22 protein-coding genes are annotated in these 25,727 nt (G+C 69.0%); 16 read left to right on the top strand and 6 right to left on the bottom strand.

The genetic code is table 11. The features are described from left to right. Positions 1-190: 190 nt before the first annotated feature. A complete protein-coding gene (locus ACFYRU_RS09200; RefSeq protein WP_387655034.1) occupies positions 191-1,405 on the top strand; it encodes a hypothetical protein in 1,215 nt (404 codons plus the stop codon). 213 nt (positions 1,406-1,618) lie between these two features. Then, on the top strand, positions 1,619-4,549 hold the full coding sequence (locus tag ACFYRU_RS09195) for a M36 family metallopeptidase (protein ID WP_387655031.1): 2,931 nt from the start codon (positions 1,619-1,621) through the stop codon (positions 4,547-4,549). A gap of 407 nt (positions 4,550-4,956) precedes the next feature. Here ACFYRU_RS09195 and ACFYRU_RS09190 read toward each other — a convergent pair whose 3' ends face one another. Continuing rightward, the gene (locus ACFYRU_RS09190; RefSeq protein WP_387655029.1) at positions 4,957-5,499 is read right to left on the bottom strand and encodes a PadR family transcriptional regulator; all 543 of its coding nucleotides are present in this window, start codon (positions 5,497-5,499) and stop codon (positions 4,957-4,959) included. 106 nt (positions 5,500-5,605) lie between these two features. Here ACFYRU_RS09190 and ACFYRU_RS09185 point away from each other — a divergent pair, with 106 nt between their 5' ends. Both ACFYRU_RS09185 and ACFYRU_RS09180 read left to right on the top strand, forming a co-directional pair. After that, the gene (locus ACFYRU_RS09185; protein WP_387655027.1) at positions 5,606-6,463 is read left to right on the top strand and encodes an SDR family NAD(P)-dependent oxidoreductase; all 858 of its coding nucleotides are present in this window, start codon (positions 5,606-5,608) and stop codon (positions 6,461-6,463) included. Positions 6,464-6,548: 85 nt separating this feature from the next. Continuing rightward, positions 6,549-7,370 carry an SDR family NAD(P)-dependent oxidoreductase gene (locus ACFYRU_RS09180; RefSeq protein WP_387655024.1) on the top strand — a complete coding sequence of 274 codons (822 nt, stop codon included), beginning with the start codon at positions 6,549-6,551 and terminating at the stop codon, positions 7,368-7,370. Positions 7,371-7,432: 62 nt separating this feature from the next. Here the strand turns inward: ACFYRU_RS09180 and ACFYRU_RS09175 are convergent, their stop codons facing one another. After that, positions 7,433-8,440 (bottom strand): LacI family DNA-binding transcriptional regulator, encoded by a 1,008-nt coding sequence (locus tag ACFYRU_RS09175; RefSeq protein ID WP_387655021.1) that lies wholly within the window; start codon positions 8,438-8,440, stop codon positions 7,433-7,435. A gap of 116 nt (positions 8,441-8,556) precedes the next feature. Here ACFYRU_RS09175 and ACFYRU_RS09170 point away from each other — a divergent pair, with 116 nt between their 5' ends. From ACFYRU_RS09170 to ACFYRU_RS09155, 4 genes are all read left to right on the top strand, one after another. Next, positions 8,557-9,447 carry an amidohydrolase family protein gene (locus ACFYRU_RS09170; RefSeq protein ID WP_387655018.1) on the top strand — a complete coding sequence of 297 codons (891 nt, stop codon included), beginning with the start codon at positions 8,557-8,559 and terminating at the stop codon, positions 9,445-9,447. Then, entirely contained in the window at positions 9,444-10,004 is a 561-nt protein-coding gene (locus ACFYRU_RS09165) for a cysteine dioxygenase (protein ID WP_387655015.1), read from the top strand. Before ACFYRU_RS09170 ends, ACFYRU_RS09165 begins: the two co-directional genes overlap by 4 nt. 99 nt (positions 10,005-10,103) lie before the next feature. Next, positions 10,104-10,904 carry a class I SAM-dependent methyltransferase gene (locus tag ACFYRU_RS09160; protein WP_387655012.1) on the top strand — a complete coding sequence of 267 codons (801 nt, stop codon included), beginning with the start codon at positions 10,104-10,106 and terminating at the stop codon, positions 10,902-10,904. 9 nt (positions 10,905-10,913) lie between these two features. After that, complete coding sequence (locus tag ACFYRU_RS09155; RefSeq protein WP_387655010.1) at positions 10,914-11,801, top strand: GNAT family N-acetyltransferase; 888 nt, start codon at positions 10,914-10,916, stop codon at positions 11,799-11,801. On the opposite strand, the gene ACFYRU_RS09150 is transcribed toward ACFYRU_RS09155, so the two are convergent. Continuing rightward, positions 11,759-12,784, bottom strand: coding sequence for a phosphotransferase family protein (locus ACFYRU_RS09150; protein ID WP_387655007.1), 1,026 nt, complete (start codon positions 12,782-12,784; stop codon positions 11,759-11,761). The genes ACFYRU_RS09155 and ACFYRU_RS09150 overlap by 43 nt on opposite strands. 71 nt (positions 12,785-12,855) lie before the next feature. Then, a complete protein-coding gene (locus ACFYRU_RS09145) occupies positions 12,856-13,932 on the bottom strand; it encodes a TIGR03118 family protein (protein WP_387655004.1) in 1,077 nt (358 codons plus the stop codon). Positions 13,933-14,056: 124 nt separating this feature from the next. Between ACFYRU_RS09145 and ACFYRU_RS09140 the strand changes: the two genes are divergently transcribed. After that, on the top strand, positions 14,057-14,863 hold the full coding sequence (locus ACFYRU_RS09140) for a PhzF family phenazine biosynthesis protein (RefSeq protein WP_387655001.1): 807 nt from the start codon (positions 14,057-14,059) through the stop codon (positions 14,861-14,863). Between the two features lie 612 nt (positions 14,864-15,475). Here the strand turns inward: ACFYRU_RS09140 and ACFYRU_RS09135 are convergent. Then, entirely contained in the window at positions 15,476-16,099 is a 624-nt protein-coding gene (locus ACFYRU_RS09135) for a hypothetical protein (protein ID WP_387654999.1), read from the bottom strand. A gap of 135 nt (positions 16,100-16,234) precedes the next feature. On the opposite strand from ACFYRU_RS09135, the gene kdpF reads away from it, so the two are divergent. Genes kdpF through ACFYRU_RS09100 form a run of 7 tightly spaced genes read left to right on the top strand, consistent with a single transcriptional unit; the run spans position 16,235 to position 24,752 of the window. Next, on the top strand, positions 16,235-16,324 hold the full coding sequence (kdpF, locus tag ACFYRU_RS09130; protein WP_387654997.1) for a K(+)-transporting ATPase subunit F: 90 nt from the start codon (positions 16,235-16,237) through the stop codon (positions 16,322-16,324). After that, positions 16,324-17,985 carry a potassium-transporting ATPase subunit KdpA gene (kdpA, locus tag ACFYRU_RS09125; protein ID WP_387654995.1) on the top strand — a complete coding sequence of 554 codons (1,662 nt, stop codon included), beginning with the start codon at positions 16,324-16,326 and terminating at the stop codon, positions 17,983-17,985. The genes kdpF and kdpA overlap by 1 nt, the downstream gene beginning before the upstream one ends. After that, positions 17,979-19,991 (top strand): potassium-transporting ATPase subunit KdpB, encoded by a 2,013-nt coding sequence (gene kdpB, locus ACFYRU_RS09120; protein ID WP_387658067.1) that lies wholly within the window; start codon positions 17,979-17,981, stop codon positions 19,989-19,991. The genes kdpA and kdpB overlap by 7 nt, the downstream gene beginning before the upstream one ends. A gap of 9 nt (positions 19,992-20,000) precedes the next feature. Further along, on the top strand, positions 20,001-20,609 hold the full coding sequence (locus tag ACFYRU_RS09115; RefSeq protein ID WP_387654992.1) for a potassium-transporting ATPase subunit C: 609 nt from the start codon (positions 20,001-20,003) through the stop codon (positions 20,607-20,609). 12 nt (positions 20,610-20,621) lie between these two features. Further along, positions 20,622-23,204 carry a DUF4118 domain-containing protein gene (locus ACFYRU_RS09110; protein ID WP_387654990.1) on the top strand — a complete coding sequence of 861 codons (2,583 nt, stop codon included), beginning with the start codon at positions 20,622-20,624 and terminating at the stop codon, positions 23,202-23,204. Continuing rightward, positions 23,182-23,859, top strand: a complete 678-nt coding sequence (locus ACFYRU_RS09105; protein ID WP_387654987.1) for a response regulator — start codon at positions 23,182-23,184, stop codon at positions 23,857-23,859. Before ACFYRU_RS09110 ends, ACFYRU_RS09105 begins: the two co-directional genes overlap by 23 nt. 50 nt (positions 23,860-23,909) lie before the next feature. Continuing rightward, positions 23,910-24,752 (top strand): hypothetical protein, encoded by an 843-nt coding sequence (locus tag ACFYRU_RS09100; RefSeq protein WP_387654985.1) that lies wholly within the window; start codon positions 23,910-23,912, stop codon positions 24,750-24,752. Here ACFYRU_RS09100 and ACFYRU_RS09095 read toward each other — a convergent pair. Then, on the bottom strand, positions 24,737-25,723 hold the full coding sequence (locus ACFYRU_RS09095; protein WP_387654982.1) for a DUF5937 family protein: 987 nt from the start codon (positions 25,721-25,723) through the stop codon (positions 24,737-24,739). The two genes, ACFYRU_RS09100 and ACFYRU_RS09095, sit on opposite strands and share 16 nt — an antisense overlap. Positions 25,724-25,727 lie beyond the last annotated feature (4 nt).

Below are 25,727 nucleotides of genomic sequence, written 5' to 3'. Positions count from 1 at the left end.
CGATCACGCGGAAATTCCGGCCCGGCCGGGGCGGGTGTCACGGATTCACCCATGACATTTGTCAGGGCCTCGATCGCTGGCCCCGGTACCGGCCGCGGACGCACGATGCGAAGACCCCCAAATCAAGCCGGCCTCCGCCCACTGGCCGATCGGGGCCATGCGGAGGCCCGCCCAACCTCGAGGAGTCCAGTTGAGGCAACGGATTCTCGTCTCCGCCCTGAGCGCCGGCGCGCTCGCAGTGGTCGGAGCAACCGCGGCGATGTCGAGCGCATCGGCACAGACCGGTGCCGCGCCGACGCCGTACACCGCCGGGAAGCACGCCGCCAAGGTCTGCTCCGCGACCACGGCCGCCCACACCGCGGTCTGCGACGCGATCAAGCTGGTGAACGACAAGGGCGTCGCGCCCGCGTCCACCACGCCGCCGTCGACCGGTCTGACCCCGGCCGGCCTGCAGAGCGCGTACAAGCTCACCGGCCTGCACGCGAGCGGCCGTACGGTCGCCATCGTCGACGCGTACGGCTACCCGAACCTGGAGCGCGACCTCGGCGTCTACCGCTCGCAGTTCGGGCTCGGTGCCTGTACGACCGCCGGCGGCTGCCTGAAGGTCATCGACCAGAACGGCGGGACGTCGCTGCCGCGCTTCAACGCCGGCTGGGCCGGTGAGCAGGCACTCGACGTCGACGCGGTCTCGGCCGCCGCGCCGGACGCCAAGATCATCGTCGTACAGGCCAAGTCGGCGAGCTTCGCGGACCTCGGCGCGGCGGTGCAGACCGCGGCGAAGCAGCCCGGGGTCGTTGCCATCTCCAACAGTTACGGCGGCGGCGACGCGGACGACGCGACGTACGGCGCGTACTACAACCACCCGGGCATCGCGGTCACCGCATCCACCGGCGACAACGGCTACCAGGGCGGCAGCTACCCGGCGTCCTCGTCGTACACCACGGCCGTCGGCGGTACCTCGTTGGTTGCCGCGAGCAACTCCCGGGGCTGGAGCGAGTCCGTGTGGAGCGGTGCCGGCTCCGGTTGCTCGACGTACAACACGGCGCTGAGCGCCGCGTCGTCGTTCGACACCGGCTGCTCGAAGCGCGCGATGGCTGACGTCTCGGCTGCCGCCGACCCGGGCAAGGGCGGCATGGCGATCTACTACCCGACCAGCAAAACTGCTTCCACCTGGGCGCAGTTCGGCGGGACGAGTGAGGCCGCGCCGATCATCGCCGCGGTGTACGCGCTGTCCGGCAACACCGCCGGGTACCCGAACGCGTTGCCGTACGGCCACGCGAGCTCGCTGTTCGACGTGACCAGCGGCAGCAACGGCAGCTGCCCGACGACCCAGTGGTGCAACGCGCGCACCGGGTGGGACGGCCCGACCGGCCTCGGTACTCCGAACGGTGCCGGCGCTTTCTGAGAATTGTCCCAGAGAAATACCGGTAGTGATCGGGTTGTGGCTACGTGCAACTTTCCGATCACTACCGGTACTGTTCCGAGCACGAAGGACAACCCTCGACTCCGCGACATTCCGGAGATTTCTCTTCCCCGGACGCTTCCACAGGCTTAAGGTCAGCCCCCGGGACGGGTCGTGGAGGGCGACCCGCTGATTCGAACTCCATGGAGATTTGCTGTGACCACATCACGCAGAGGGCGGGGGCTCCTGGCAGTCTCCGCCGTCTCCGCGGCCGCCACCGTGCTGGCCATGACCGCCGGTGGCGCGGACGCCGCGCAGACCGCGGGACCGGACAAGGGCAAGGCAGCCCAGTCCGAGAACTTCACCGGCAAGGAGCAGAAGGGCTACTACGACGCCCGGACGCCCGACCCCAAGACGACGTACGCGCGGGCCGCGAAGGTGGCCGGCAAGGAGACCGCGGCTTCGGAGAAGTTCCGGAACTCGCTCGGCACCCAGGGTGTCGTCGAGCTGGACCCGAACACCGGCACCCCGGCCCAGGTGACCAAGCTGAACGGCTTCCTCACCGGTAAGAGCGCCAAGAAGGCCGAGGTCGTCGTCCTCGACTACGTGAAGGCGCACCCCGAGGTCTTCAAGCTGTCCGACGCGGACCTGAAGACGCTGAAGCTGCGCAAGGACTACGTCGACGACCTCGGTACCCACCACGTCTTCTGGTCCCAGGTCGTCGACGGCGTCGAGGTCTTCGGCAACGGCCTGAAGGCGAACGTCACCAAGCACGGCCAGATCGTCTCGATCATGGGTTCGCCGGTCTCCGGCCTGACCTCGGCCGCCCAGAGCAGGTCCGCGGCGGCCGCTCCGAAGCTGTCGGCCGCCGGTGCCCGCAGCGCCGCCATCGAGGACATCGGTGGCAGCGCGAAGGCCGCGACCGCGAAGACGTCGGGCGTGAGCACCACCTTCAGCAACGGTGACACCGCGAAGGAGGTCTGGTTCCACACCGCCGACGGGCTCCGCAAGGGCTGGCTGACCTACGTCAACGCGGGCGGCACCAAGGTCTACTCGCACGTCATCGACGCGCAGACCGGCGGCCTGCTGTACCGCCGGAACCTGTCCAGCGCCGCCAACGGCGACGCGCTCGTCCAGGACTACTACCCGGGCGCGGCCAAGGGCGGCACCCAGCGGGTCGAGAACCTGATCTACAACAAGTGGCTGCCGAAGAACGCGAAGACCCTCCTCGAGGGTACGTCGGTCGCGGCCTGGGCGGACGTCAACGACGACAACCAGCCGAACGCCGGCGAGACGGTCAAGGTGCCCGGTACGGCAGGGCCCAGCGGGACCGGCGCCCAGTACAAGCTGACCACCTTCCAGAGCGCGTCGTCGTTCTGCTCGGCCTCGTTCATCTGCACCTGGGACCCGGCGAAGCCGGACTCCTGGAAGGTGAACATGAACCAGGACGTCACCAACGCGTTCTACCTGGCCAGCAACTTCCACGACTGGCTGGCCAAGCCGCCGATCAGCTTCACCCCGGCGGCCGGTTCGTTCGACGCCGCGGGCGGCGACCCGGTGCACCTGAACGCGCTCGACGGCGCCGCGACCGCCGCCAACGGTGGTCCGGACGCGAACCACATCGACAACGCGAACATGAACACCCCGCCGGACGGCACCCCGCCGACCATGCAGATGTACCTGTGGCACTTCCCGGGTACGACGGACGCGCAGGAGGGCTACGTCCCGTCCAGCGGCGCCAACGACGCCAGCATCCTGTACCACGAGTACACCCACGGTCTGTCGAACCGCCTGGTCGTCGACGCCACCGGGAACTCCACGCTGAACAGCATCCAGGCCGGCTCGATGGGCGAGGCGTGGAGCGACTTCTACGCGATGGACTACCTGGTGTCGCACGGTCTGGAGAAGGACACCACCGCTCCGGGTGAGGTCCTCGAAGGCCGCTACGTCAGCCACGGTGAGCTGTTCCGTACCCAGGCGATCGACTGCCGCGTGCACGCCGTCAGCCCGAACTGCATCCAGCCCGACGGGTCGAAGGGCGGCTACACGTACGCCGACTTCCCGACCATCGGCGGCTCGCCCGAGGTGCACGCCTCCGGTGAGGTCTGGGCGCAGACCCTGTGGGACCTGCGCGAGCGGTTCGGCCGTAGCTACGCGATGAGCATCATCACCCGCGCGATGGAGCTCGCTCCGTCCGACCCGACGATGCTCGACATGCGCAACGCGATCGTCCAGGCCGACCTGATCGCCAGCGGCGGCAAGAACGCCGACACGATCTGGACCGTCTTCGCCAACCGCGGCATGGGCTGGTACGCCGGTGTCACCGACGGCGGCGACGCGTACCCGGTCGAGGACTTCCACAAGCCCCCGACGGGTGCGACCACCACGCTCAGCGGCACCGTGAAGGACAAGGACACCGGCGCCCCGGTCGTCGGCGCGCTGGTCTACATCGGCGGTCACTCGTCCGGCTACGCCGGCGACTACGCCGCGTCGACCGATGCCCAGGGCAACTACAGCATCACGGGTGTTGCTCCCGGCACCTACCCGAAGGTGGTCGTGTCCGCTCCCGGTTACGAGCTGATCGTCCAGTCGGTCAAGGTCACGCCGGGTGTGAAGGCGGCCTTCACCCCGCGCCGCAACTGGGCCGCCGCGTCCGGCGGCGGCACCGTCGCCGACTTCAACGGTCCGGACTTCAGCCCGCAGTGTGGGCCGGCGTACGCGATCGACAACGCCCAGGGCACCGGCTGGGGCAGCACCACCGGTGACAACAACGGCACGGCGACCAACCAGATGATCCCGAAGTTCGTCGCGATCAAGCTGCCGGCGAAGGTCAACATCAGCAACTTCAACGTCGACCCGTCGAACACCTGTGGCGACCCGGGCAGCTCGTCCACCGGCCAGTACAAGATCGAAACCTCGGCTGACGGCACCACCTGGGCCACCGCGGCCACCGGTACGTTCAACTCCACCAACCGTGGTAAGTACAACCTGGTAGCACCGACCGGCAACGCGACCGGCGTCCAGTACGTCCGTTTCTGGATGCTCAGCCCGCAGGTCCCGGACTTCCAGACCAACTGCCCCGCAGGCGCCTACGGCGGCTGCAAGTTCACCGACATGACCGAACTCCAGGTCTTCGGCACCAAGTAACCCGCACCACCCCGCGAAGGCCGGCCGAGCACCCCTCGACCGGCCTTCCGGTCATTCAGCCCCGCGCGCGCTCCGCAGGTGCTCCGGTCGCGAGGCTCCCTCCCGCACCTGCTCCGCGCACTCCCACCCGCCCCCGGGCTGCCGCCTGGAGCATCCGTTTCCGGCTTGCGCCGGGGTGTTGCCGGCTGGCGCCGGCGGGTTGCGAGCTGGCGCTCGCGGGTGACTGCTTGGCTGGTGTGGTCCGTGAAGTGGCGCGCGGTGAGTGGTGGAGGTGGTTCGCCCTCGTCCCTTGCCCAGAAAGCCCACAGGGCGGGCGCGGGACTGTGAATAGCCCTTGGTGTCTGGGAAGACGTAATAGCCTCTTCCCAGACACCAGGAGGTATGGCACGCCTCGCGGGGGCGTCTGTTCAGGTGCGTTTTGTGGGTTTGGCTGGGGGGACGGTTTGGGCCCAGTCGGCCCAGTCGGCCAGGGCTGTGTAGAGGCGGATGCCGGCTTCGATGGTGACGCGCATCGACTGGGTTTGTTCGCTGTAGCCGAAATCGCCGCGGTCCTTGCGGGCGGCGTAGTCGGTGTACTGGCCGGCGAGTTCGCGGTAGTAGCGGGCTTCGGCCTCGAGGTGTGCCTGGAGTTCGTCGCGGTCCATCATCCAGAAGAACAGCGAGCGCAGGAGTGGCTGCAGGCGCATGGTGTGGTCGACGTCGACGTCGGTCAGCCAGCGTTTCACCTCGGCGACGCCGGCGTCGGTGATCCGGTACGCCTTCCGCCGGCGCGGGCCTTCGCTCTCGACCTCGACCAGCCCTTCGGCGGCCAGCTTGTTCAGCTCGGCGTAGATCTTCGGGTGCTGCGCCGGCCAGACCGAGCCGAGTACTTCGGTGAATCGCCGCGCCAGGTCGTACCCACTGGCCGGCCCTTCCGCCAGCAGCCCCAGCAGCCCGTGCCGCAACGACATGTTCGCCTCCTTCGCCGGCACACATCTTGACATGTCCCAGCGGACACGTGCATGCTCGCACATGTCCCTAGGGACATGTCCTGGAGAACATTTCAGAGGAGTCGATATGAAGGCGGTTCTGGTCACAGGTTCGACCGGTGGTATCGGTACGGCGACCGTCAGGCTGCTGCGGCGCCGGGGGTTCACGGTGTACGCCGGCGCGCGCGGGCCGGCCGACTTCGGGCCGGATGACCACGGCGCGGCGGCTGACCCGGGTGTTCGCGTCGTACCGCTGGATGTCGCCGATCCGGAGAGCGTCGCGGCCGCGGCGAAACGGATCGCGGGTGAGGTCGACGGGCTGGCGGCGGTGATCAACAACGCCGGCGTGATCGTGCAGGGCCCGCTCGAACTGGTGCCTGCCGACGAATGGCGGCGCCAACTGGAGGTGAACACGCTCGGCCCGGCGTTGGTCATCCGTGAGTTCCTGCCGCTGCTCCGTACGGGTTCTGGGCGGATCGTCAATGTCAGCGCGGTGACAGGGCGGGTCGCGATGCCGCTGCTCGGCGCCGTGTCCGTGAGTAAGCACGGCCTCGAGGCGCTGTCGAACGCCCTCCGCCTGGAACTGGCGCCGTGGAAGATCCCGGTCGTCGTGGTCGAACCCGGCACCACGCGTACCGAAATCTTCACCCGCGCCGCCGCGGCCGCCGACGCCGCACTGCAGCAGGCGGACCGCTCGCGGGTCGACCTGTACCGACCGCAGTTGGCCGCGTACGAGAAGGCGCTGGCCCGCTTCAAGCCAGGCCCGGTGGACAAGGTCGCCGAGGTGATCGTCCGCGCCGTCGAAGCCCGCCACCCCCGCCGCCGGTACGCGGTAGCCGAGGCCCGGACCTTCGGCGCGATCCTCACCAACCTCCCCGCCCCGCTCCGAGACCGCCTCCTCGCCACCGCCACGGGCCTCAACGGAATCAAGGCCGCCGAGTCGTGAGCATCGGCTCCGAAATCCGACCACGATCCACGACTCGACGAACCGGGCCACGGCCAAACGCCACGACTCGGCGGAAGGTGTGGGCATGAGCACGGTGGTGCTGGTGGGTGCGACCTCGGGGATCGGGCGGCGGGCGGCTGAGCAGTTGTCGGCGGCCGGGCATCGGCTGGTCCTGGTGGGACGCGATCCGGAGAGGGCCGCGGCGCTGGCGAAGCAGTTGCCTGACGCAACGGTTGTCGCCGCGGACGTGTCGGTCCGGTCGGGCGTCGAACGGCTTGCCGGCGAGCTGGCCGCTGCCGGGCGGATCGACGTACTGATCAACAACGCCGGCGTGATGACGCCGACGTACCAGGAGACGCCCGAAGGGGTCGAGCTCAATCTCGCCGTCCACCACCTCGCGCCGTGGCGCCTGGTCGCGGCGCTCGGGGAGCTGATCCCGGCCGGTGGGCGGATCGTGAACGTCAACTCCGAGGGCCACCGATCGCCGATGCGGGGTGGGACCGTGCGGATCGATCCGGACCGGTTGATGGACGGGCCGGGGGAGTTCGACCCGTTCCTCACCTACAGCCGGAGCAAGCTCGCCAACCTGCTGTTCACGTACGAGCTACAGCGCCGGCGCCCTGACTGGCACGTGGTTGCCGTCCATCCGGGCGTGGTACGCACCGACCTCGGCCGGCAGTTCCCGCGGCTGCAGGTCGCGGCGATCTCCGCGTTCGCGTTGCCCGCGCGCAAGGGTGCCGAGCCGGTCGTGCGGCTCGCGGTCGGAGCGGAGCCACCGACCGGGTACTACGACCGGTTCAGCAAGGTCCGCTCGTCGCGGATCTCGTACGACGAGCAGCTCGCGCGGCGGGTCTGGGCCGCGACCGAGGAGCTGGCCGCCGTCCGGATCCTGGACAAGGGGAAGTAAGTCTAGTTGTTTAGTCTAGTTTCGACCGGGTGGAACCTGTTGCGCGACGGTCGTCGCTCCGCCTAGGTGGGCGGAGCGGCGACCGAGCCGCGTTCGATCAGGGTCGGAGTGAGCGTGGTCCGGCGGACGCGGCGGTTGGTGTCGACGGCCGACGTGACGCGGGTGACGACATGACTGACCAGGTCGTCGAGGGGCCAGTGGAACGTGGACAGCGGCGGCGTCAGCAGTTGGGACATCGGCTGGTCGTCGTAGCCGAGCAGGGACAGGTCGTCCGGGATCGTCAGGCCGAGTTCGCGGCCGGCGGCGTACACCCCGAAGGCCATCGAGTCGGCGAGCGCGAGGATTCCGGTCGGGCGGCGGTCCGCGGTGAGCAGCGTCCGCGCGACCTCGGTCGCGCCGGCCAGATCGTGCGGGCACTGCAGCAGGCGGATCTCGAGGCCGAGCTCGCGGGCGACACGTTGGGCGATCTGTTCGGCCGGGCGTTCGATCTCGAAGCGGCGGGTCGGGCTGAGTACGGCGATGTCGTGGTGGCCGGCGTCCGCGAGGCGGCGCAGCGCCGTGGTCACGCCGGTCTCGTTGTCGAGGATGACCTCGGACTTCGCCCTGGCACCCGGGAGTGCGTCCCCGATCGCGATCACCGGGACCTCGCGGGCGATGTCCGCCCAGGCCTTCGCGGCCGGGTTGATCGGGACCACGACGATCGCGTCGGCGCGGTGGTCGACCAGGTGCTGGGCGAGCTCGAGCTGGCGGTCGGCGTCGCCGGCGGAGTCGATGATCCAGGCGTTCCGGTCCGGGGCGAGGAGCTCGCGGCCCAGGGCGGCGGCGACGCGCTGCTGCCAGAGGTCCTCGAGCGAGGCGCAGAGTACGCCGATCGAGCCGCTGCGGCCCGAGGCGAGCGCGCGAGCGACCGGGTCGGCCTGGTAACCGAGCCGCTCGGCCGCCTCCTGGACCCGCTGCCGGGTCTCGGGCGTGCCGTGCAGACCGCGCAGCGCGTACGACACGGCGGCCATCGAGAGCCCGGTCTCGGCGGCGATGTCCTTGAGGGTTGGCCTCCGGCCGGTTCCGGACATGTCCACGACCCTAGCCGTCCCCATGGACAGAAACTTGACAGACCACGCTTTGAAGCGCTTCACTCTATTCATCCTGAAGCGCTTCAATCTGATCAAACCGGCGAGAGAAGAGGCTGATGATCGACGTCCACCAGCACCTCTGGCCGGAGGCGTTCGTCGAGCGGCTGCGAGCCCGCCGCGAGCCGCCGTACCTCGACGGCTGGACGCTGCACACCGCGACTGAAGCGCCGTACGACGTGGATCCGGCGGCGCACGAGATCGGCAAGCGGGTCGCGCTGGAGCAGGACGCCGGTACCCAGCTGGCCGCGGTGTCGCTGTCGAGCCCGCTCGGGGTGGAGGAGCTCGGTGACGCCGAGTTGCTCGCCGCCTGGCACGACGGTGCGGCCGAGTTCCCGAAGCCGTTCCGCGCCTGGGCGTCCGTGGATCTACGGGAACCCGCCGGGCTGAAAGACCTTCTGGACAAGGGCTTTCTGGGACTACAGCTGCCGGCCCATGTACTGACGACGCCGTCCGGGTGGGAAGCGCAGGCGGACCTGCTGCAAACGCTCGAGCAGCTGAACAAGCCGATCCTCGTGCACCCAGGTACGGCGCGGACGCCCGAGGCGCCGTGCTGGTGGGCGCCGGTCGTCGACTACACGACCCAGTTGCAGGCGGCGTGGTGGGCGTGGCACGCGTTCGGCGGACGCCGTACGTACCCGAAGCTCCGGCTCTGCTTCGCCGCCGCCGCCGGCCTCGCGCCGGTGCATCACGAACGGCTGGCCGCCCGCGGCGGGCGGCTCGGCACCATCGACCCCAACCTGTACGTCGACACCTCGAGCTACGGCCCGCAGGGGATCGACGCGGTCGCGCGGGTGCTCGGTATCGACCAGGTCGTGCACGGCACCGACCGGCCGTACGCCGACACCGCCGACCTCCGCCAGGGCGCCGCCGCGACCGCGGTGATCCGCCACGACAACCCGTACCGGCTGCTGTTCGGTACGACTACTCCTGAGAGGGGAGTGCAGTGACTGCTCAGCCGATCGACGTACCCGACGTTCCGGCGCGCCAGGCCAGCCGGCTCGTGGAGCTCAACAACTGTCTGTCGCTGGACGACCTTCCGGGCCGCGACCTGACGCCGGCGGAGCTGTCCGAGCTGGCCGCGTCGATCGCCGCGCAGCCGCACCTGTGGGAGGACCAGGTCGCATACAGCGACGAGGAGCGAGTCTTCGCCTCGCTGCACCGGGACGCGAACGTCGACGTCTGGCTGATCTGCTGGACGCCCGTCAACGACACCGGCTGGCACGACCACGACGTCTCCTCCGGTGCGGTGGCCGTTGCCCGGGGCAAGCTCGTCGAGCACAACCTGGCGATCGGTACCGAGTCGATCGAGACCGAGGTCGAGGCGGGTGACGTGTACGGGTTCGGCCCGGACCACATCCACCGGCTGACCGGGCTCGACAAGGGCAGCGTCACCGTGCACGCGTACAGCCCGCCGCTGTGGCGGATGGGCCAGTACTCGGTGAAGGACGGCGTCCTGCGCCGCGTCTCCGTCTCGTACGCCGACGAACTCCGCCCGATCGACTGACTCCTCCCCGCAGGGCCAGGCACTCATCGGCTCCGGACACTGGTGGACACTGTCCACAGACCTGGGCTAATGTGGACGGTGTCCACTAAAGGAGACCCGATGAGTGCGAATCCGTATCGGACCGGAACCGTCCGCAACGACATCGAGCAGGCGCTCGTCGCTGCCGGCAAGCAGACCGAGAAGCTCGAGGCCGCCGAGCTCGCGATGTTGGAGGATTACCACACCGGCGGCCGGCTCGTGACGGCCCAGTTGGTCGAACTGGCCGGCATCGACCGGTCGACGAAGGTGCTCGACGCGGGCACGGGTATCGGCGGTACGGCCCGGTACATTGCCGACCGGTTCGGCTGTGAGGTGACCGCCGTCGACCTGTCGGAGGAGTACTGCGAGACGGCTCGCTGGCTCGACGACTTGGTCGACCTGCCGATCGTCGTACAACAGGCCGACGTGACGGCGCTGCCGTTCGACGACGAATCGTACGACGTCGTGTTCAGCCAGCATGTGCAGATGAACGTGGCCGACAAGGCCGCGCTCTACCGCGAGGCTGTCCGGGTGCTGAAGCCCGGCGGCCGGCTCGCACTGTGGGATCTGACGGCGGGTGACGGGCGGGAACTCGACTACCCGCTGCCATGGGCGAACGTGCCTGAGTTCAGTCATCTGACCACGCCCGACAAGCTGAGGCAGTTGATCGAAGACGCCGGTCTCACGGTCGACCACTGGCAGGATCTGACCGCGAATGTCGGCGGAATGATGCGCACGATCCAGTCGCTGCCGCCGAGCCCGCTCGGCCTGCACGCGTTCGTCCCCGACTTCCGTGCACGCGTCAAGAACCTCACCGAAGCCCTTGCTGACGGCCGGTTGCGCGCGATCCAGGCGGTAGCGAAACGGGAGATCTCTGACTAAAGTCAGAGAATGGGCGTCAGCGAGGTGCGGCGGTTCAACCGGCTCGTCACGCAACGCATCGGAGCGTTGCACGAGGACTACCTGGACCGGGGCCGACCGCTCGGAGCGGACCGGGTGTTGTGGGAGATCGGGGAGGGCTGCGACGTCAGATCGCTCCGCGCCCGCCTCGACCTCGATTCCGGGTACCTGAGCCGCTTGCTCCGCCAGTTGGAACGTGCCGGGCTGATAGCGGTCGAGCCCGGCGCGACGGATGCCCGCGTACGCCTGGCAAGGCTGACGCCGAAAGGTGAAGTCGAGCGGAGGATGCTCGACGAGCGGTCGGACCAGTTGGCCAAGTCGATCCTCGAGCCGCTCAGCGAACCGCAGCGGCAGCGGTTGGTGACCGCGATGGACGAGGTCACCCGCCTGCTGACTGCGTCGATGGTGCGGGTCGAGCCCGTCGATCCACGGCTGCCGACGGCGCAGTACTGCTTGAACGAGTACTTCGCCGAGCTCGGCCGCCGGTTCGACGACGGGTTCGACCGGACCCGGAGCATCTCGGCGGACAACGCCGAACTCACTCCGCCCGCCGGGTTGTTGCTGATGGCAACGCTTCGCGCGGAGCCGATCGGCTGCGGCGCGCTGAAGCTGCACGGCGACGATCCGGCCGAGCTCAAACGGATGTGGGTATCACCGGACGCGCGCGGCCTGGGCCTCGGCCGCCGCCTGCTGACCGAGCTCGAGCACGCGGCCGCGGCGCATGGTGCACCCGCCGTACGCCTGGAGACGAACCGCACGCTCGCCGAGGCGATCGCGCTCTACCGCAGCTCCGGCTACGAGGAGGTCCCGGCGTTCAACGACGAGCCGTACGCGCATCACTGGTTCGAGAAGCACCTGAACGTCCGCGGTGGCAGCTGAGCTTCCTCCCACCGCAGCCGCATCGCATCCGCCAACTCCGCGAACCACGCGCCGAAGACCGGATAGACCACACCGGCTGCCTCGGCCGCCGATTCCAGCGTCTGGACGATCTGCGTACGTCGACGTACGAGGCCCTGCTGGGCGGACGCGATCATCCGCAGCCGAGCCAACCGGATGATCGCCCACGTCGCGCACCCGGTCGCCATCAGAACATCTCCATCCACGTCCAGCTCGGCCCGGTATGCCCGTTCCATCTCGGCCGACACGTCCGCCGGCAGCACGGCCCAGTGACCGTACTGCGGGAACGGCAACCGCAGGCAGGCCGCATCCAACCCCGGGTGCCGCCGCCCGGCACCCTCCAGGTCGATCATCCGGGCCCGGTCCGTCAGTACGACGTTGTTCGGCGTGAAGTCGCCGTGTGTGAACGTCGTCTCCTGCAGCGCAACCGCGAGGGCATCCAATTCGACCTCGCGCGGCGCCGGGAAGCCGAGCTCGTCGACGGCCTGTGCCACCTCGGGCCACAGGTCCAGCGGACGGTCGAGGAACGAGACCTCCTGCGCAGCGGTGAAGTTCGCGGACGCGGTCCGGTGCAACGTACCGGCGAGCTCTGCCATCGCGACCAGCCCGCGGGTCGCCGCGTCCGGATCGTCGCCGAACAACAGTTCCTGCACCGTCGGTGCGCCGACATCCGTCATCACCGTCAGCCCGCCCGGAACACCCGCGAGCAGACGCGGTGCGAGACCGGTGTCCCGCAGGTGTTCGAGCGCCCGCTGTTCGTTGTCCCGGAGCCCGCTCGAACCCCAGGCGTCGTCGACCAGCCGGCGGCCCTTGGCGATCACGGTCCGGCCGATCCCGTCGTACGGGCGATCGAGCGTCAGCCGCGTCACCGGGGCGTCGGCGCTGCTCCCGAGCTCGGACCGGGCGACGACGCGTACGTCCTGCCCGGTCAGCTCCCGGAGTAGTTGCTCAGCGGTCGGCTCCACCCGCCGACCTTAACGGCGGGTTGGGGAGGATTTCCCACCCGAGTTGGGACGAAAACCTCCCCAACCCGGGGTTACGGCATTTGCAGTTGGCCGAGGAGGCCGTGCTGTTCGTCGTCGGTGCCGGCCGAGAACCAGAGCACGTTGGTACCGCCGGTGGCGGCGGTGCCCTGCAGGAGTGCCCACAGGCCGTCGATCGCCAGCGTCTTGCCGTGGGTGTCTCGGACCTGACCGGCGAACGCGTACCCGCCGTCGTGCCGCGGCCGGAACACGTTGATGCGGCCGTTGCCGAAGTTGCTGACGAGCAGCGTGCCGGCCGGCTGACCCCAAGCGGCCGGAGCGAGCGCCAGGCCCCACGGAGCGTTCAGCGTCCCGCGCGCGGCGACGCGGGCGACCAGCTTGCCGTCGACGGAGAACTTGTCGACGAACCCGAGCCCGGGACCGTCGATCTCGTCGCCGTTCTGCCGGTTCACCAGGGCGTACGCGACGAACAGGTGGTCGCCGAGGGCCTGGACGTTGAACGGCGCGTACCCGCGCGGCACCCGGTTGTCGCGGAACGCCCAGCGCGGCAGCTTCACCGGCTGGAACGTGTTGTCGAAGACGTCGATCCGGTGCTGGGTGAAGTTCGCGGCGAACAGGTGGTCGTTGGCGAGCGCGAGGCCCTTGTACTCGGCGCCCGGCGTACTGGCCTTGATCTCGGCGTCGCCGATCGGCGGGTCGACCAGCCTGCTCCAGGCGGCGATCTTGCCTTCCTCGCTGGCGAAGATGAAGTTGGCGGGCGCGCTGGTGGTGCCGTTGCTGAGTACGAACCCGGTGGTCGGGTTGTTGACCTGCCCGGTAGGTGCCGGCACGTTCACCCGGATCGCGCTCACCTTGGTGGCGTCGTTCGAACCCGGCGCGGACGAGTACAGCGTCGACGAGTCCGTGGCGTTGTTGGACACCCACAGCGGAGTGGTCGCGCCGAGCGACAGGCCCCACGGGTTGACCAGGTCAGGATCCTGACGGACGGCGGCGCCCGCCTGGTCGGAGACCAGGTTCACCTGCCGTACGGCGAGATTGTGCGACGTACCGTGCGCGTCGGCGGTCGCTGGTGCGACCAGTGCGAGGCTGCCGGCGAACGCGGTCACAACTGCGATTGAGCGCAGTGACATGACACTTCCCCCTCGATCGGGATGTGGACACTCTCGATACGGCTCGGCGGCGCCGCCGGTTCAAGGCCACTCGGGTCGAAGTGGGTATGGTCCGCGCCGGTCGCGGGTGGTTAGCGTCTGGGGCATGAGGATTCGCGTGGTTGATGCCTTTGCGGAGCGGGCGTTCACCGGAAACCCGGCGGGCGTCTGCGTACTCGACGCAGGCCCGTGGCCGGACGACAGCTGGATGCAGAGCGTGGCGGCGGAGATGAACCACGCCGAGACCGCGTTCGTACGACCGTCCGAGCGCGCCGACGCGGACTGGGACCTGCGCTGGTTCACGCCGACGCTGGAGGAGCGACTCTGTGGTCACGCCACGCTCGCGACCACCCACGCGCTCGCGGCGGACGGCAAGGTGTCCGGGAAGGTGGCGTTCGCATCACTCAGCGGCATCCTGACCGCGACGGTCGCCGACGACGGCATCACGCTGGACTTCCCGGTCAACCGGCCGATCGCCACACCCGCGCCGGACGGGCTCGAGGCGGCGCTCCAGGCCGAGCCGCTGGAGACGTACGTGACCGGCGAACTCCGCGACCTGCTGGTCGTCGTCCGGGACGAGGCGACGGTCCGCGCGATCGACCCCGACTACGACGCGCTGGCCGGCATCATCGAACGCGGGAACCTGCGCGGGGTGGTCGTCACGGCGCAGGGTTCGGAGTACGACTTCGTGTCCCGCTTCTTCGCCCCTTCATCCGGCATCCCGGAGGACCCGGTCACCGGCAGCGCCCACACCAGCCTCGCCCCGTACTGGTCCGAACGCCTCGGCCGCGACGAACTGACCGGCTACCAAGCATCCGCCCGAGGAGGCATAGTCCGAGTCGTCCCGTCCGGCGACCGCGTGTACCTCAAGGGCAACGCAATCACCGTCCTGGACGGGGAGTTGTTCGTTTGAGGTGTTTTAGCCCCCACCCACCGGCTTAGCGCCGGCGTTACCCGGCTGGCGCCGGGAGTTGCGAGCTGGCGCTCGCGGGTGGGTGCATAAGCGGGGGTGGTGCGTCAGCCGTGCGTGATGTGTGGTGGATGCAGATGCGGGACTGACGGGTGTACCGAACGAGGGAGAGCGGTCATCTCGAGTGTGATGCGCAGCTGCTAGCTCGTCGTTGCGCTCTTCAAAACACAACCGTTGCGAGGGCGTGATCCGCCAGCCGTCCTACTGAGCAGGCACGGCGATGCCGGTGCACAGGCGAAGCGCGAGTCCACCTCGAACGAGTTGTACCGCGTCATCGGACGACATCCCACTCACGATGCACCCCTCCTCACCCACCACCTCCGCCCCACATGACGTCCACCAGTCGCCACCCACCACCAGCAGCTTCACGGACCACGCCCGCCAAGCACTCACCCGCGAGCGCCAGCTCGCAACTCCCCGGCGGGAGCCGGGTGGACGCCGGCGGTAGCCGGTGGGTGGGTGGGGTGTGTGGAGCGGGTGCGGGAGGGAGCGTAGCGACCGGAGCACCCGCGGAGCACGCGGGGGCTCGCTACGTCCCTCACCGCACCCCGACGATCAGGCCCAGGTTTCGGCGTGGGCGGCTGTGCCGTTGGGGGCGATCAGTTCGGTGATGACGTCTTCGGCGTCGGCGTCGAGGGAGTCGAACGGGGGTTCGGGGACGACGTAGGCGCGGGCGCCGGCGATCATCTCGATGCCGGGGAGTTCGAACCACGCCTCGCCGACCTCGCGGCTGATCTCGTAGATGGCCTGTTCGGCGGAGTCGACCGGGTCGCGTTCGCCGGACTCGTCCAGTTCGGCCGGGTGCCGTTCCTGGGCGGCGCGGCCGGCCTCGAGCAGTGCGTCCAGGTCGACGACGCGGAGGTCGAAGCGGGACACGACGCTGATCAGTTGCTCCGGCTCGGTCTCTTCGTCGTCCTCCTCGTCGACGGAGTCGTCCAGCAGCAACGGCGTCGTACCGGTGTGTTCGAAGACGGCGTCGTTCCAGTCCTCGACCACGCCCTCGAGCGCGGCGTTGTGCTCGAAGAGGGTCGCGGTGTCCTCGTCGCCGGTCATCGCGAGCAGGGCGTCGGTGTGCGCCTGCAGCCGCTCGGCGAGCTTGCGGCTGGCCTCGGCCAGCGCGGCCCGGCTCTCCGCGGAGAAGAACTGCTCGGCCGGGGCGGGGGTGTCCAGTTCGGTCACGTGTGTGAATGTCCCTTGTCCGTGGGTGGAATGCCAGCCGTAAGTATGTGAGAAGGCTGTGAGAGCTGCGTCAGCGGGTGTGAGAGACCTGCGAGAACCCTCCTGACCGCGCAATCAGCAAGGTCCAGTAGAGGTGTGAACGCTGAGAATATCGCCGGCCTGGTCGTGGCTGTTGCGTTGGTCCTCTATCTGATCGCCGCCCTGGTCTTTCCCGAGAGGTTCTGATGTCCGACACCGCCGCCGGCCTGTTACAGGTCGGTCTCCTGCTCGCGTGCCTGGCGGCCGTGTACCGCCCGTTCGGCGGGTACCTGGCCCGGGTCTACACGTCCGACAAGGACCTGCGGATCGAGCGGGCGACGTACAAACTGTTCGGCGTCGACCCGACGGCCGACCAGACCTGGGCCGTGTACGCCCGGTCGCTGCTCGCGTTCTCCGCGCTCAGCGTCGTGCTGCTGTACCTGCTCCAGCGGCTGCAGCACTGGCTGCCGCTGTCGCTCGGCCTGCCGAACGTCGAATCCGGTCTGGCCTTCAACACCGCCGCGTCGTTCGTGTCGAACACGAACTGGCAGAGCTACGTCCCGGAGACCGTGATGGGCCACCTGGTCCAGTTCGCCGGCCTCGCCGTACAGAACTTCCTGTCCGCGGCCGTCGGCATCACCGTCGCGATCGCGTTGATCCGCGGTTTCGCGCGGGCCAAGACCGATCGGCTCGGCAACTTCTGGGTCGACCTCACCCGGACCGTACTGCGGGTGCTGCTGCCGATCGCGGTGATCGGGACGCTGGCACTGGTCGCGATGGGTGTCGTACAGAACTTCTCCGGCGGCCACGAGGTCACCTCGGTCGTTGGTCAGACCCAGCACCTTCCGGGCGGCCCGGTGGCCAGCCAGGAGGTGATCAAGGAGCTCGGCACCAACGGCGGCGGCTACTACAACGCCAACTCCGCGCACCCGTTCGAGAACCCGAACGGACTGTCGAACCTGTTCGAGATCTTCCTGCTGCTGGTGATCCCGGTCTGCCTGACCCGGACCTTCGGCCTGATGGTCAAGGACAAGCGACAGGGCTACGCGATCCTCGGTGTGATGGGCACGATCTGGGGAGCCTTCGTCGCCCTCGCGACGTTCTTCGAGGTCCGGGGTGCGGGCACCGCGACCCAGGCCGCCGGAGCCGCGATGGAGGGCAAGGAGACGCGCTTCGGTGAGTGGGCGTCGTCGTTGTTCGCGGTCTCCACGACCGGTACGTCGACCGGCGCGGTGAACTCGATGCACGACTCGTTCACGCCGCTCGGCGGCGGTACAGCCCTGTTCCACATGATGCTCGGCGAGGTCACGCCAGGCGGTACGGGTACGGGTCTGTACGGCATGCTGATCCTCGCCGTACTGGCGGTGTTCGTAGCGGGCCTGATGGTCGGGCGGACGCCGGAGTACCTGAAGAAGAAGATCACCGCGCGCGAGATGAAGCTCGTCTCGCTGTACATCCTCGCGACGCCGACGGTCGTACTCGTCGGTGCCTCGATCGCGATGGGACTCGCCGTCGCGCGGGCCTCGATCCTCAACACGGACAGTCCGCACGGGTTCTCCGAGGTGCTGTACGCGTTCACGTCGGCCGGCAACAACAACGGCAGCGCGTTCGCCGGGATCAGCGCCAACATTCCCTTCTACAACACGGCTCTCGGGCTCGTGATGCTGCTCGGCCGGTTCGTGCCGATCGTGTTCGCACTGGCGCTGGCCGGGTCGTTGGCCCAGCAGCAGCCGGTACCGGTGACCCAGGGCACGCTGCCCACCCACAAGGCCCTGTTCGTGACGCTGCTCGTCGGCACCGTCCTGATCGTCACCGGCCTGACGTACTTCCCCGCACTGACTCTCGGACCCCTCGCGGAGGGATTGTGATTACCCAACTCGTCAACGCGCTGCCGGACGCGCTGAAGAAGCTCGACCCGCGAGTGATGGTGAAGAACCCGGTCATGTTCGTGGTCGAGGTGGGCGCGGTCGCGTCGACGATCTTCGCGGTCACCGACTCCAGCGTGTTCGTCTGGTGGATCGTGGTCTGGCTCTGGCTGACCGTGATCTTCGCGAACCTCGCGGAGGCGGTCGCGGAAGGCCGCGGTAAGGCGCAGGCCGAGACACTGCGCCGCGCCAAAACCGAGACCACCGCGAGGCGGCTGACCAAGGACGGTGCCGAGGAGGCGATCCCGGCCACCCAGCTGCAGCTCGGCGACCTGGTCGTGGTCGAGGCCGGCCAGATCATCCCCGGCGACGGTGACGTCGTCGAGGGCGTGGCGTCGGTGGACGAGTCGGCGATCACCGGCGAGTCGGCGCCGGTCATCCGGGAGTCCGGCGGCGACCGGAGCGCAGTCACCGGCGGTACGAAGGTACTGTCCGACCGGATCGTCGTGAAGATCACCACCAAACCCGGTGAGAGCTTCATCGACCGGATGATCGCGCTGGTCGAGGGCGCCTCCCGGCAGAAGACGCCGAACGAGATCGCGCTGAACATCCTGCTGGCCAGTCTGACGATCGTGTTCCTGATCGCCACCGCCACGCTGCCGACGTTCGCGAACTACGCGCACACGAAGCTCAGCCTGGTGATCCTGGTGGCGCTGCTGGTCTGCCTGATCCCGACCACGATCGGCGCGCTGCTGTCCGCGATCGGCATCGCAGGTATGGACCGGCTGGTGCAGCGCAACGTACTGGCGATGTCCGGCCGCGCCGTCGAGGCCGCCGGTGACGTCAACACCCTGCTGCTGGACAAGACCGGCACCATCACGCTGGGCAACCGGCAGGCGGCGGAGTTCATCCCGGTCGAAGGGGTGTCGGACACCCAGCTCGCCGACGCGGCGCAGTTGTCCAGCCTCGCCGACGAGACGCCCGAGGGCCGGTCGATCGTGGTGCTGGCGAAGACCGGGTACGGTTTGCGCGAACGGCACACCGGAGAGTTGCCGCACGCAACGTTCGTCGAGTTCACCGCTCAGACCCGGATGAGCGGCGTCGATGTCGACGACAGGCAGATCCGCAAGGGCGCCGCGGGTGCCGTGAACGCGTGGATCGGTCAACACGGTGGTACGTCGGACATCGCGCTCGGCGAGATCGTCGACGGCATCTCGGCCTCCGGTGGTACGCCGCTGGTCGTTGCCGAGAGCATCGACGGGAAAGCCCGCGCGCTCGGCGTCATCCATCTGAAGGACGTCGTCAAGGAAGGGATGCGCGAGCGCTTCGACCAGATGCGCGCGATGGGTATCCGGACCGTGATGATCACCGGTGACAACGCGCTGACCGCGAAGGCGATCGCCGAGGAGGCCGGGGTCGACGACTTCCTGGCCGAGGCGACGCCCGAGGACAAGATGGCGCTGATCAAGAAGGAGCAGGAGGGTGGCCGGCTGGTCGCGATGACCGGCGACGGTACGAACGACGCGCCGGCGCTCGCGCAGGCCGACGTCGGCGTGGCGATGAACTCCGGTACGTCGGCCGCGAAGGAGGCCGGCAACATGGTCGACCTCGACTCGAACCCGACCAAGCTGATCGAGATCGTCGAGATCGGCAAGCAGTTGCTGATCACCCGCGGTTCGCTGACCACGTTCTCGATCGCGAACGACGTGGCCAAGTACTTCGCGATCCTGCCCGCGCTGTTCGCCTCGGCCTACCCGGGACTGGACAAGCTGAACGTCATGGGCCTGCACTCGCCGCAGTCGGCGATCGTGTCCGCGATCGTGTTCAACGCACTGATCATCGTGCTGCTCGTCCCGCTGGCGTTGCGTGGCGTCCGGTACCGCCCGTCGTCGGCTTCCGCGATGCTGCGCCGGAACCTGCTGGTGTACGGCGTCGGCGGGCTGATCAGCCCGTTCGTCGGAATCAAGCTTCTCGACCTGGTGATCTCGTTGATCCCGGGTCTTCGGTGAAAGGCAGTGATGATGAGGCAGTTCGGGGTAGCACTGCGGGTGCTGTTGTTCTTCACGGTCGTGCTCGGGATCGGCTATCCGCTGGTGATGACGGGTGCCGCGCAGGTGCTGTTCCACGGCAACGCGAACGGGTCGATCATCGAGGTGAACGGGAAGCCGGTCGCCTCCGACCTGATCGGCCAGGCCTACACGATGGACAGCGGGAAGAAGGATGCCGACGGCAAGGTGATCATGGTCGCCGACCCGAAGTGGTTCCAGACGCGGCCGTCCGCGAGTGCGTACGACGCGAAGGCCAGCGGCGGTTCGAACCTCGGGCCGAACAACGCCGACCTGGTCGCCGCGATCGACCAGCGGCGCAAGGCGGTCGCGGCGCTGGAGGGGGTCGACCCGTCCCAGGTCCCGCCGGACGCGGTCACCGCCAGCGGTAGCGGGCTCGACCCGGACATCAGCCCGGCGTACGCCGCTCTGCAGATGAACCGGGTCGCGCGCGAGCGCGGTCTGAGCGTGGCTCAGGTGCAACAGCTCGTGCAGGAGAACACTGACGGCCGCGACCTCGGCTTCCTGGGTGAGCCGGTCGTGAACGTGGTGAAGCTCAACGCTGCGCTGGCACGACTCTGAGAGCATGGGGATATGAGCAAGAGCGGCCGCGGGTTTCTGCGGATCTATCTGGGGGCCGCGCCCGGTGTTGGCAAGACCTACAAGATGCTGGGCGAGGGCCGGCGCCGGCGCGCCCGCGGGACCGACGTCGTGGTCGGTTTCGTGGAGACCCACGGCCGCAAGTACACCGAAGAGATGCTGGACAGTATGGAGACGGTGCCGCGCCGGATCATCGACTACCGCGGCGCGAGCTTCACCGAGATGGACATCGACGCCGTACTGGCCCGCCGCCCGGACGTCGCGCTGGTCGACGAGATGGCACACACCAACATCCCGGGCAGCCGCAACGAGAAGCGCTGGCAGGACATCGAGGAACTGCTGAACGCCGGCGTCGACGTGATCTCGACGCTGAACATCCAGCACCTGGAGTCGATCAACGACGTGGTCGAGAAGATCACCGGCGTACCGCAGCAGGAGACCGTCCCGGACCGCGTGGTCCGGGCCGCGGACCAGATCGAGCTGGTCGACATGACCCCGGAGGCGCTGCGCCGGCGGATGGCGCACGGCAACGTGTACGCCGCCGACAAGATCGACGCTGCCCTGGGCAACTACTTCCGCGTCGGCAACCTGTCCGCGCTGCGGGAACTCGCACTGCTGTGGCTGGCCGACCGCGTGGACGCCGGCCTGCAGCAGTACCGGGCGCAACATGACATCGACTCGACCTGGGAAGCCCGGGAGCGGGTAGTGGTCGCACTCACCGGAGGTCCTGAGGGCGAGACGCTGATCCGGCGGGCCGCACGGATCGCGGCGCGGTCCTCCGGTGGCGACCTGCTCGCCGTCCACGTGGCTCGTTCCGACGGGCTGACCGGCGCGAACCCGAGCAAGCTCGCCGAGCAGCGGAACCTGGTCGAGAAGCTCGGCGGTACGTATCACCAGGTCGTCGGCGACGACATCCCGGACGCCCTGCTCACCTTCGCGAAGGCTGAGAACGCGACCCAGCTCGTCCTCGGCGGATCCCGCCGCAGCCGGGTGTCCACCCTGCTCAGCGGTCCCGGGATCGGCTCGACGACGATCCGCGATTCGGGCGACATCGACGTACACATCGTCACGCACTCGCTGATGGGCCGCGGCCGGCTGCCCCGGTTGCGCGGCAGCCTGTCCCGGAAGCGGAAGATCCAGGGTTTCGTCCTGGCGATCGTCCTGCAGCCACTGCTCGCGATGATCCTCGGCCTCGGCGGCGACACGCTGAACCTGACCAGCAACGTACTCGCGTTCCTGCTTGCGGTGGTCGTGGTCGCCCTGGTCGGAGGGATGTGGCCGGCGATGCTCACCGCGATCGCAGGTTCGCTGGTGCTGAACTGGTTCTTCACCCCACCGAAGCGCACGTTCACGATCGCCGAGCTGAACAACGCGCTCGCGCTGCTGATCTTCGTCCTGGTCGCGGCGATGGTCAGCTCGGTCGTCGACCGCGCGGCCCGCCGGACCAGACAGGCGGCCCGGGCGGCCGCGGAATCCGAGACGTTGGCGACCTTGGCCGGTTCGGTACTGCGCGGTGAAACAGCACTGCCCGCGCTGCTGGAACGGGTCCGTGAGGCGTTCGGGATGACCGGCGCGTGCCTGATGGAGCGCATCGACGACGACGAGCTGACCGAGGTATGGCGGCCGCTGGCGTCGGCCGGGTCGCTCACCTGTACGCGGCCCGAGGAGGCCGACGCGGAGATCCCGGCGCGGGACGACCTGGTGCTCGTACTGCAAGGCCATCAACTGGAGGCGGACGAACGCCGGCTGGTCGGCGCCTTCGCGGCGCACGCGGCGGCGCTCGTGGACCGGGCCCGGCTGAGTGAGCAGGCCGCCGAGGCGAAGCCGCTGGCCGAGGCCGACAAGCTGCGTACGGCGCTGCTCCGCGCCGTCGGGCACGACCTGCGGTCCCCGCTGGCGTCGGCGAAGGCGTCGGTGACGTCGCTGCGCAGCGACGACGTGGAGTGGAGCGAGTCCGAGCGCGCCGAGCTGCTGGAGACCGCCGACGAGTCGCTGGACCGGTTGTCGCGGCTGGTGGACAACCTGCTCGACCTCAGTCGCCTCCAGGCCGGCGTACTCCCGGTGTTCACGCGGCCGATGGCGCTCGACGAGATCCTTCCCGGCGTACTGACCGAGCTCGGCGACGACGCGAACAGCGTGACCGTCGACATCCCGCACACGCTGCCGCTGGTCGAGGCGGATCCGGCGCTGCTCGAGCGGGTGGTGGCGAACCTGGTCGCGAACGCGGTCCGGTACTCCCCGGCCGGCCGCCCGCCGTTGGTCACCGGCAGCGCGCTCGGCGGCACGGTGGAGATCCGGGTGATCGACCGCGGTCCGGGCATCCCACGGCAGCACCGCGACCGGGTGTTCGCGCCGTTCCAGCGGCTCGGCGACACCGACAACACGGTCGGCGTCGGGCTCGGGCTGGCGCTCGCGCGCGGACTCGCCGAGGCGATGAACGGCACCTTGCAGCCGGAGGACACGCCAGGTGGTGGACTGACCATGGTGGTCGCGATCCCGACCGCGCAGGCCGCGGAGGCCCCGGTTCCAGGCGCCCGCGAAAGATCGGAGCAGAGTGACTCGGGTACTAGTAGTTGACGACGAACCGCAGATCGTGCGGGCGTTGCAGATCAACCTGAAGGCGCGCGGGTACGAGGTGCACCTGGCCGGTACGGGTACGTCGGCGTTGAAGGTGGCCGCGCAGCACCCGCCGGAGCTGGTGATCCTCGACCTCGGGCTGCCGGACTTCGACGGCGTCGACGTGATCCGCGGGCTGCGCGGGTGGACCGACGCGCCGATCCTGGTGCTGTCCGGGCGGACCGACCAGACCGACAAGGTCGAGGCGCTGGACGCCGGTGCCGACGACTACGTGACCAAGCCGTTCGGGATCGACGAACTGCTCGCCCGGATGCGCGCCGTACTGCGCCGCAGCAACCCCGCGCAGGACCAGCCGATCGTGACCGTCGGCGGCATCACCGTCGACCTGGCTGCCAGACGCGTCACGCTGGAGAACAGCGAGGACGTACGGCTCACGCCGACCGAGTGGCACCTGCTGGAGGTGCTGGTCCGCAACCCCGGCAAGCTGATGTCGCAGCGCCAGCTCCTGACCGAGGTCTGGGGCCCCGGCTACGAAACCGCGAGCGGGAACCTGCGCTTCTACATGGGCCAACTCCGCCGCAAACTCGAACTCGACCCCACCCGCCCGAAACACCTCCTCACCGAACCAGGCATGGGCTACCGCTTCGAGCCGTGACGTCCGATTCGTTCAAGACCCGGCGGACGGGTTTGCGAGAGGGTGCGGGCATGGACATCTTCACGGCAGCACGGGACTTCGTACGGCGGGATGCTCGGGTGCTCGAGCGGCGCCTCTTCGCGACGATCTTCGAGGGGGCTGATCCGCGCGGCGTGGTCGACGCGTTGCGCGGATACCAGAACGCCGACGGCGGATTCGGCTGGGGGCTGGAGCCGGACAAACGGTGCCCGGACAGCCTGCCGCTGGACGTCGAGGTCGCGTTCGACACGATGCTCGCGGCCGATGCCCGCGACGAGGGCATGATCCGCCGCGCGGTCGACTGGCTGAGCGGGCTCGCGAACGCGGACGGTGCGGTCCCGCTGTGCGGTCCGGCCGTCGAGGGCTACCCACGCGCGGAGCACATCACGGAGTGGACGTACAAGCCGGACATGAACCCCACCGCCGGACTCGTCGCCGCCCTGTACGAGCTCGACTTCGAGCATCCGTGGCGGGACAAGGCCGAGGCGTGGTGCGCGTCCGAGGTGGCGAAGGGCTTCCACGAGGACGCCCACGGGATGCTGACGATGCTGCGGTTCCTGGAACACACCGGGGAAGCCGACCTCGACCGCGTCCGCGACTGGCTGCCGAAGCTGGCCAACTACCGCGCCGACGCGAAATCCCCGGAGTACGGCGTCACGCCGCTGGGATTCGCGCCGACGCCCGACAGCGTCTGGCGCCCCCTGTTCACCGACGAACAACTCGACGCCCACCTCGACCGCCTGGTCGCCGACCAGCAACCCGACGGTGGTTGGGCCATCGCCTGGGAACCGCCAGGCCCCGCAGCAACCCTCGAGTACCGCGGCATCGTCACCGTCGGCGCCCTCCGCACCCTGAAGGCCTACAACCGGCTCTGACCGATCAACTGATCGGCCAACGGAGTCCGCGCGTACAGCACGACGCGACCGGCCCGGGAGCGGGAGACCAGGCCGGCCGCCCGCAACGCGGTCAGGTGCTGCGAGATGGCGCTGGGCGAGACTTCTCGGCGGCGCGCCAGTTCCCGGGTGCTGGTCGGGGCGGCGAGGTCGGCGAGCAAGGAGGCTCGCGGCTTCCCGAGCAGATCAGCCAGCGCCTGTGGTGCCGGCGTGGGCTGGGGAGACCAGAGAGTGCCGATGCCGCGGGCCGGGTAGGCGACGGTCGGTGGTTCGCTCGGGTCGACCGGGCTGATCGCGTGCTTGGCGAACAACGTCGGTACCAGCCAGAACCCGCGGCCGCGTACGTCCGCGTCGTACTCGAGCTGGTACGACGACACCCGGAGACGCAGTACGCCGTTCGCCCACTGCGCACTCGGGTCCAGCCCGGTCAGTACGGCGGCCGCTCCGTCGCGTGCGAGCAGCTGCGCTCGATGGACCATGTCCGCCTCGAGCAGCATCCGCATCCGTGGCCAGTGCGGCTCGACAGCCAGCTCCCAGTACGACGTGAGCGCCGAACCGACCCGGTCCCGGAGGCGTCGCGGGTGCTCGCACAGCTGCTCGAGGACCGGCGGCAACCGGCGCCCGTCGTACGCGCGGATGACGTCGGCCACCGCGCGTGCGGGCGGCGTAGCGCGGACCTTCGCGAGCTCCTCCTCGATGTCGGGCAGCGGAGAGGTCGGTCGCGGCGTGACGAAATCCGGCAGCCACTGGACCTCCGGTGCAACCAGGCTGAGCAGCAGCTCCCGCTCGGGCAGCTCCTCCAGCAGCGCGGTGGTCCGGCGGATCCAGGGCAGGTGCAGGACATGACTCGACGGCTCGTACAACGCCCAGAGACTGGTCGCGGTCTCGAGCATGGGCGAACACGCGAAGCGCATGTCGGCGAGGTCGTCGACTCCGAGCCGGTAGCTGATCATTAAG

This window comes from Kribbella sp. NPDC004536, assembly GCF_042873835.1.
GTDB lineage: Bacteria > Actinomycetota > Actinomycetes > Propionibacteriales > Kribbellaceae > Kribbella.
Note: the sequence above shows the minus strand (reverse complement) of the source record. Positions and strands in the feature narration are given on the sequence as shown.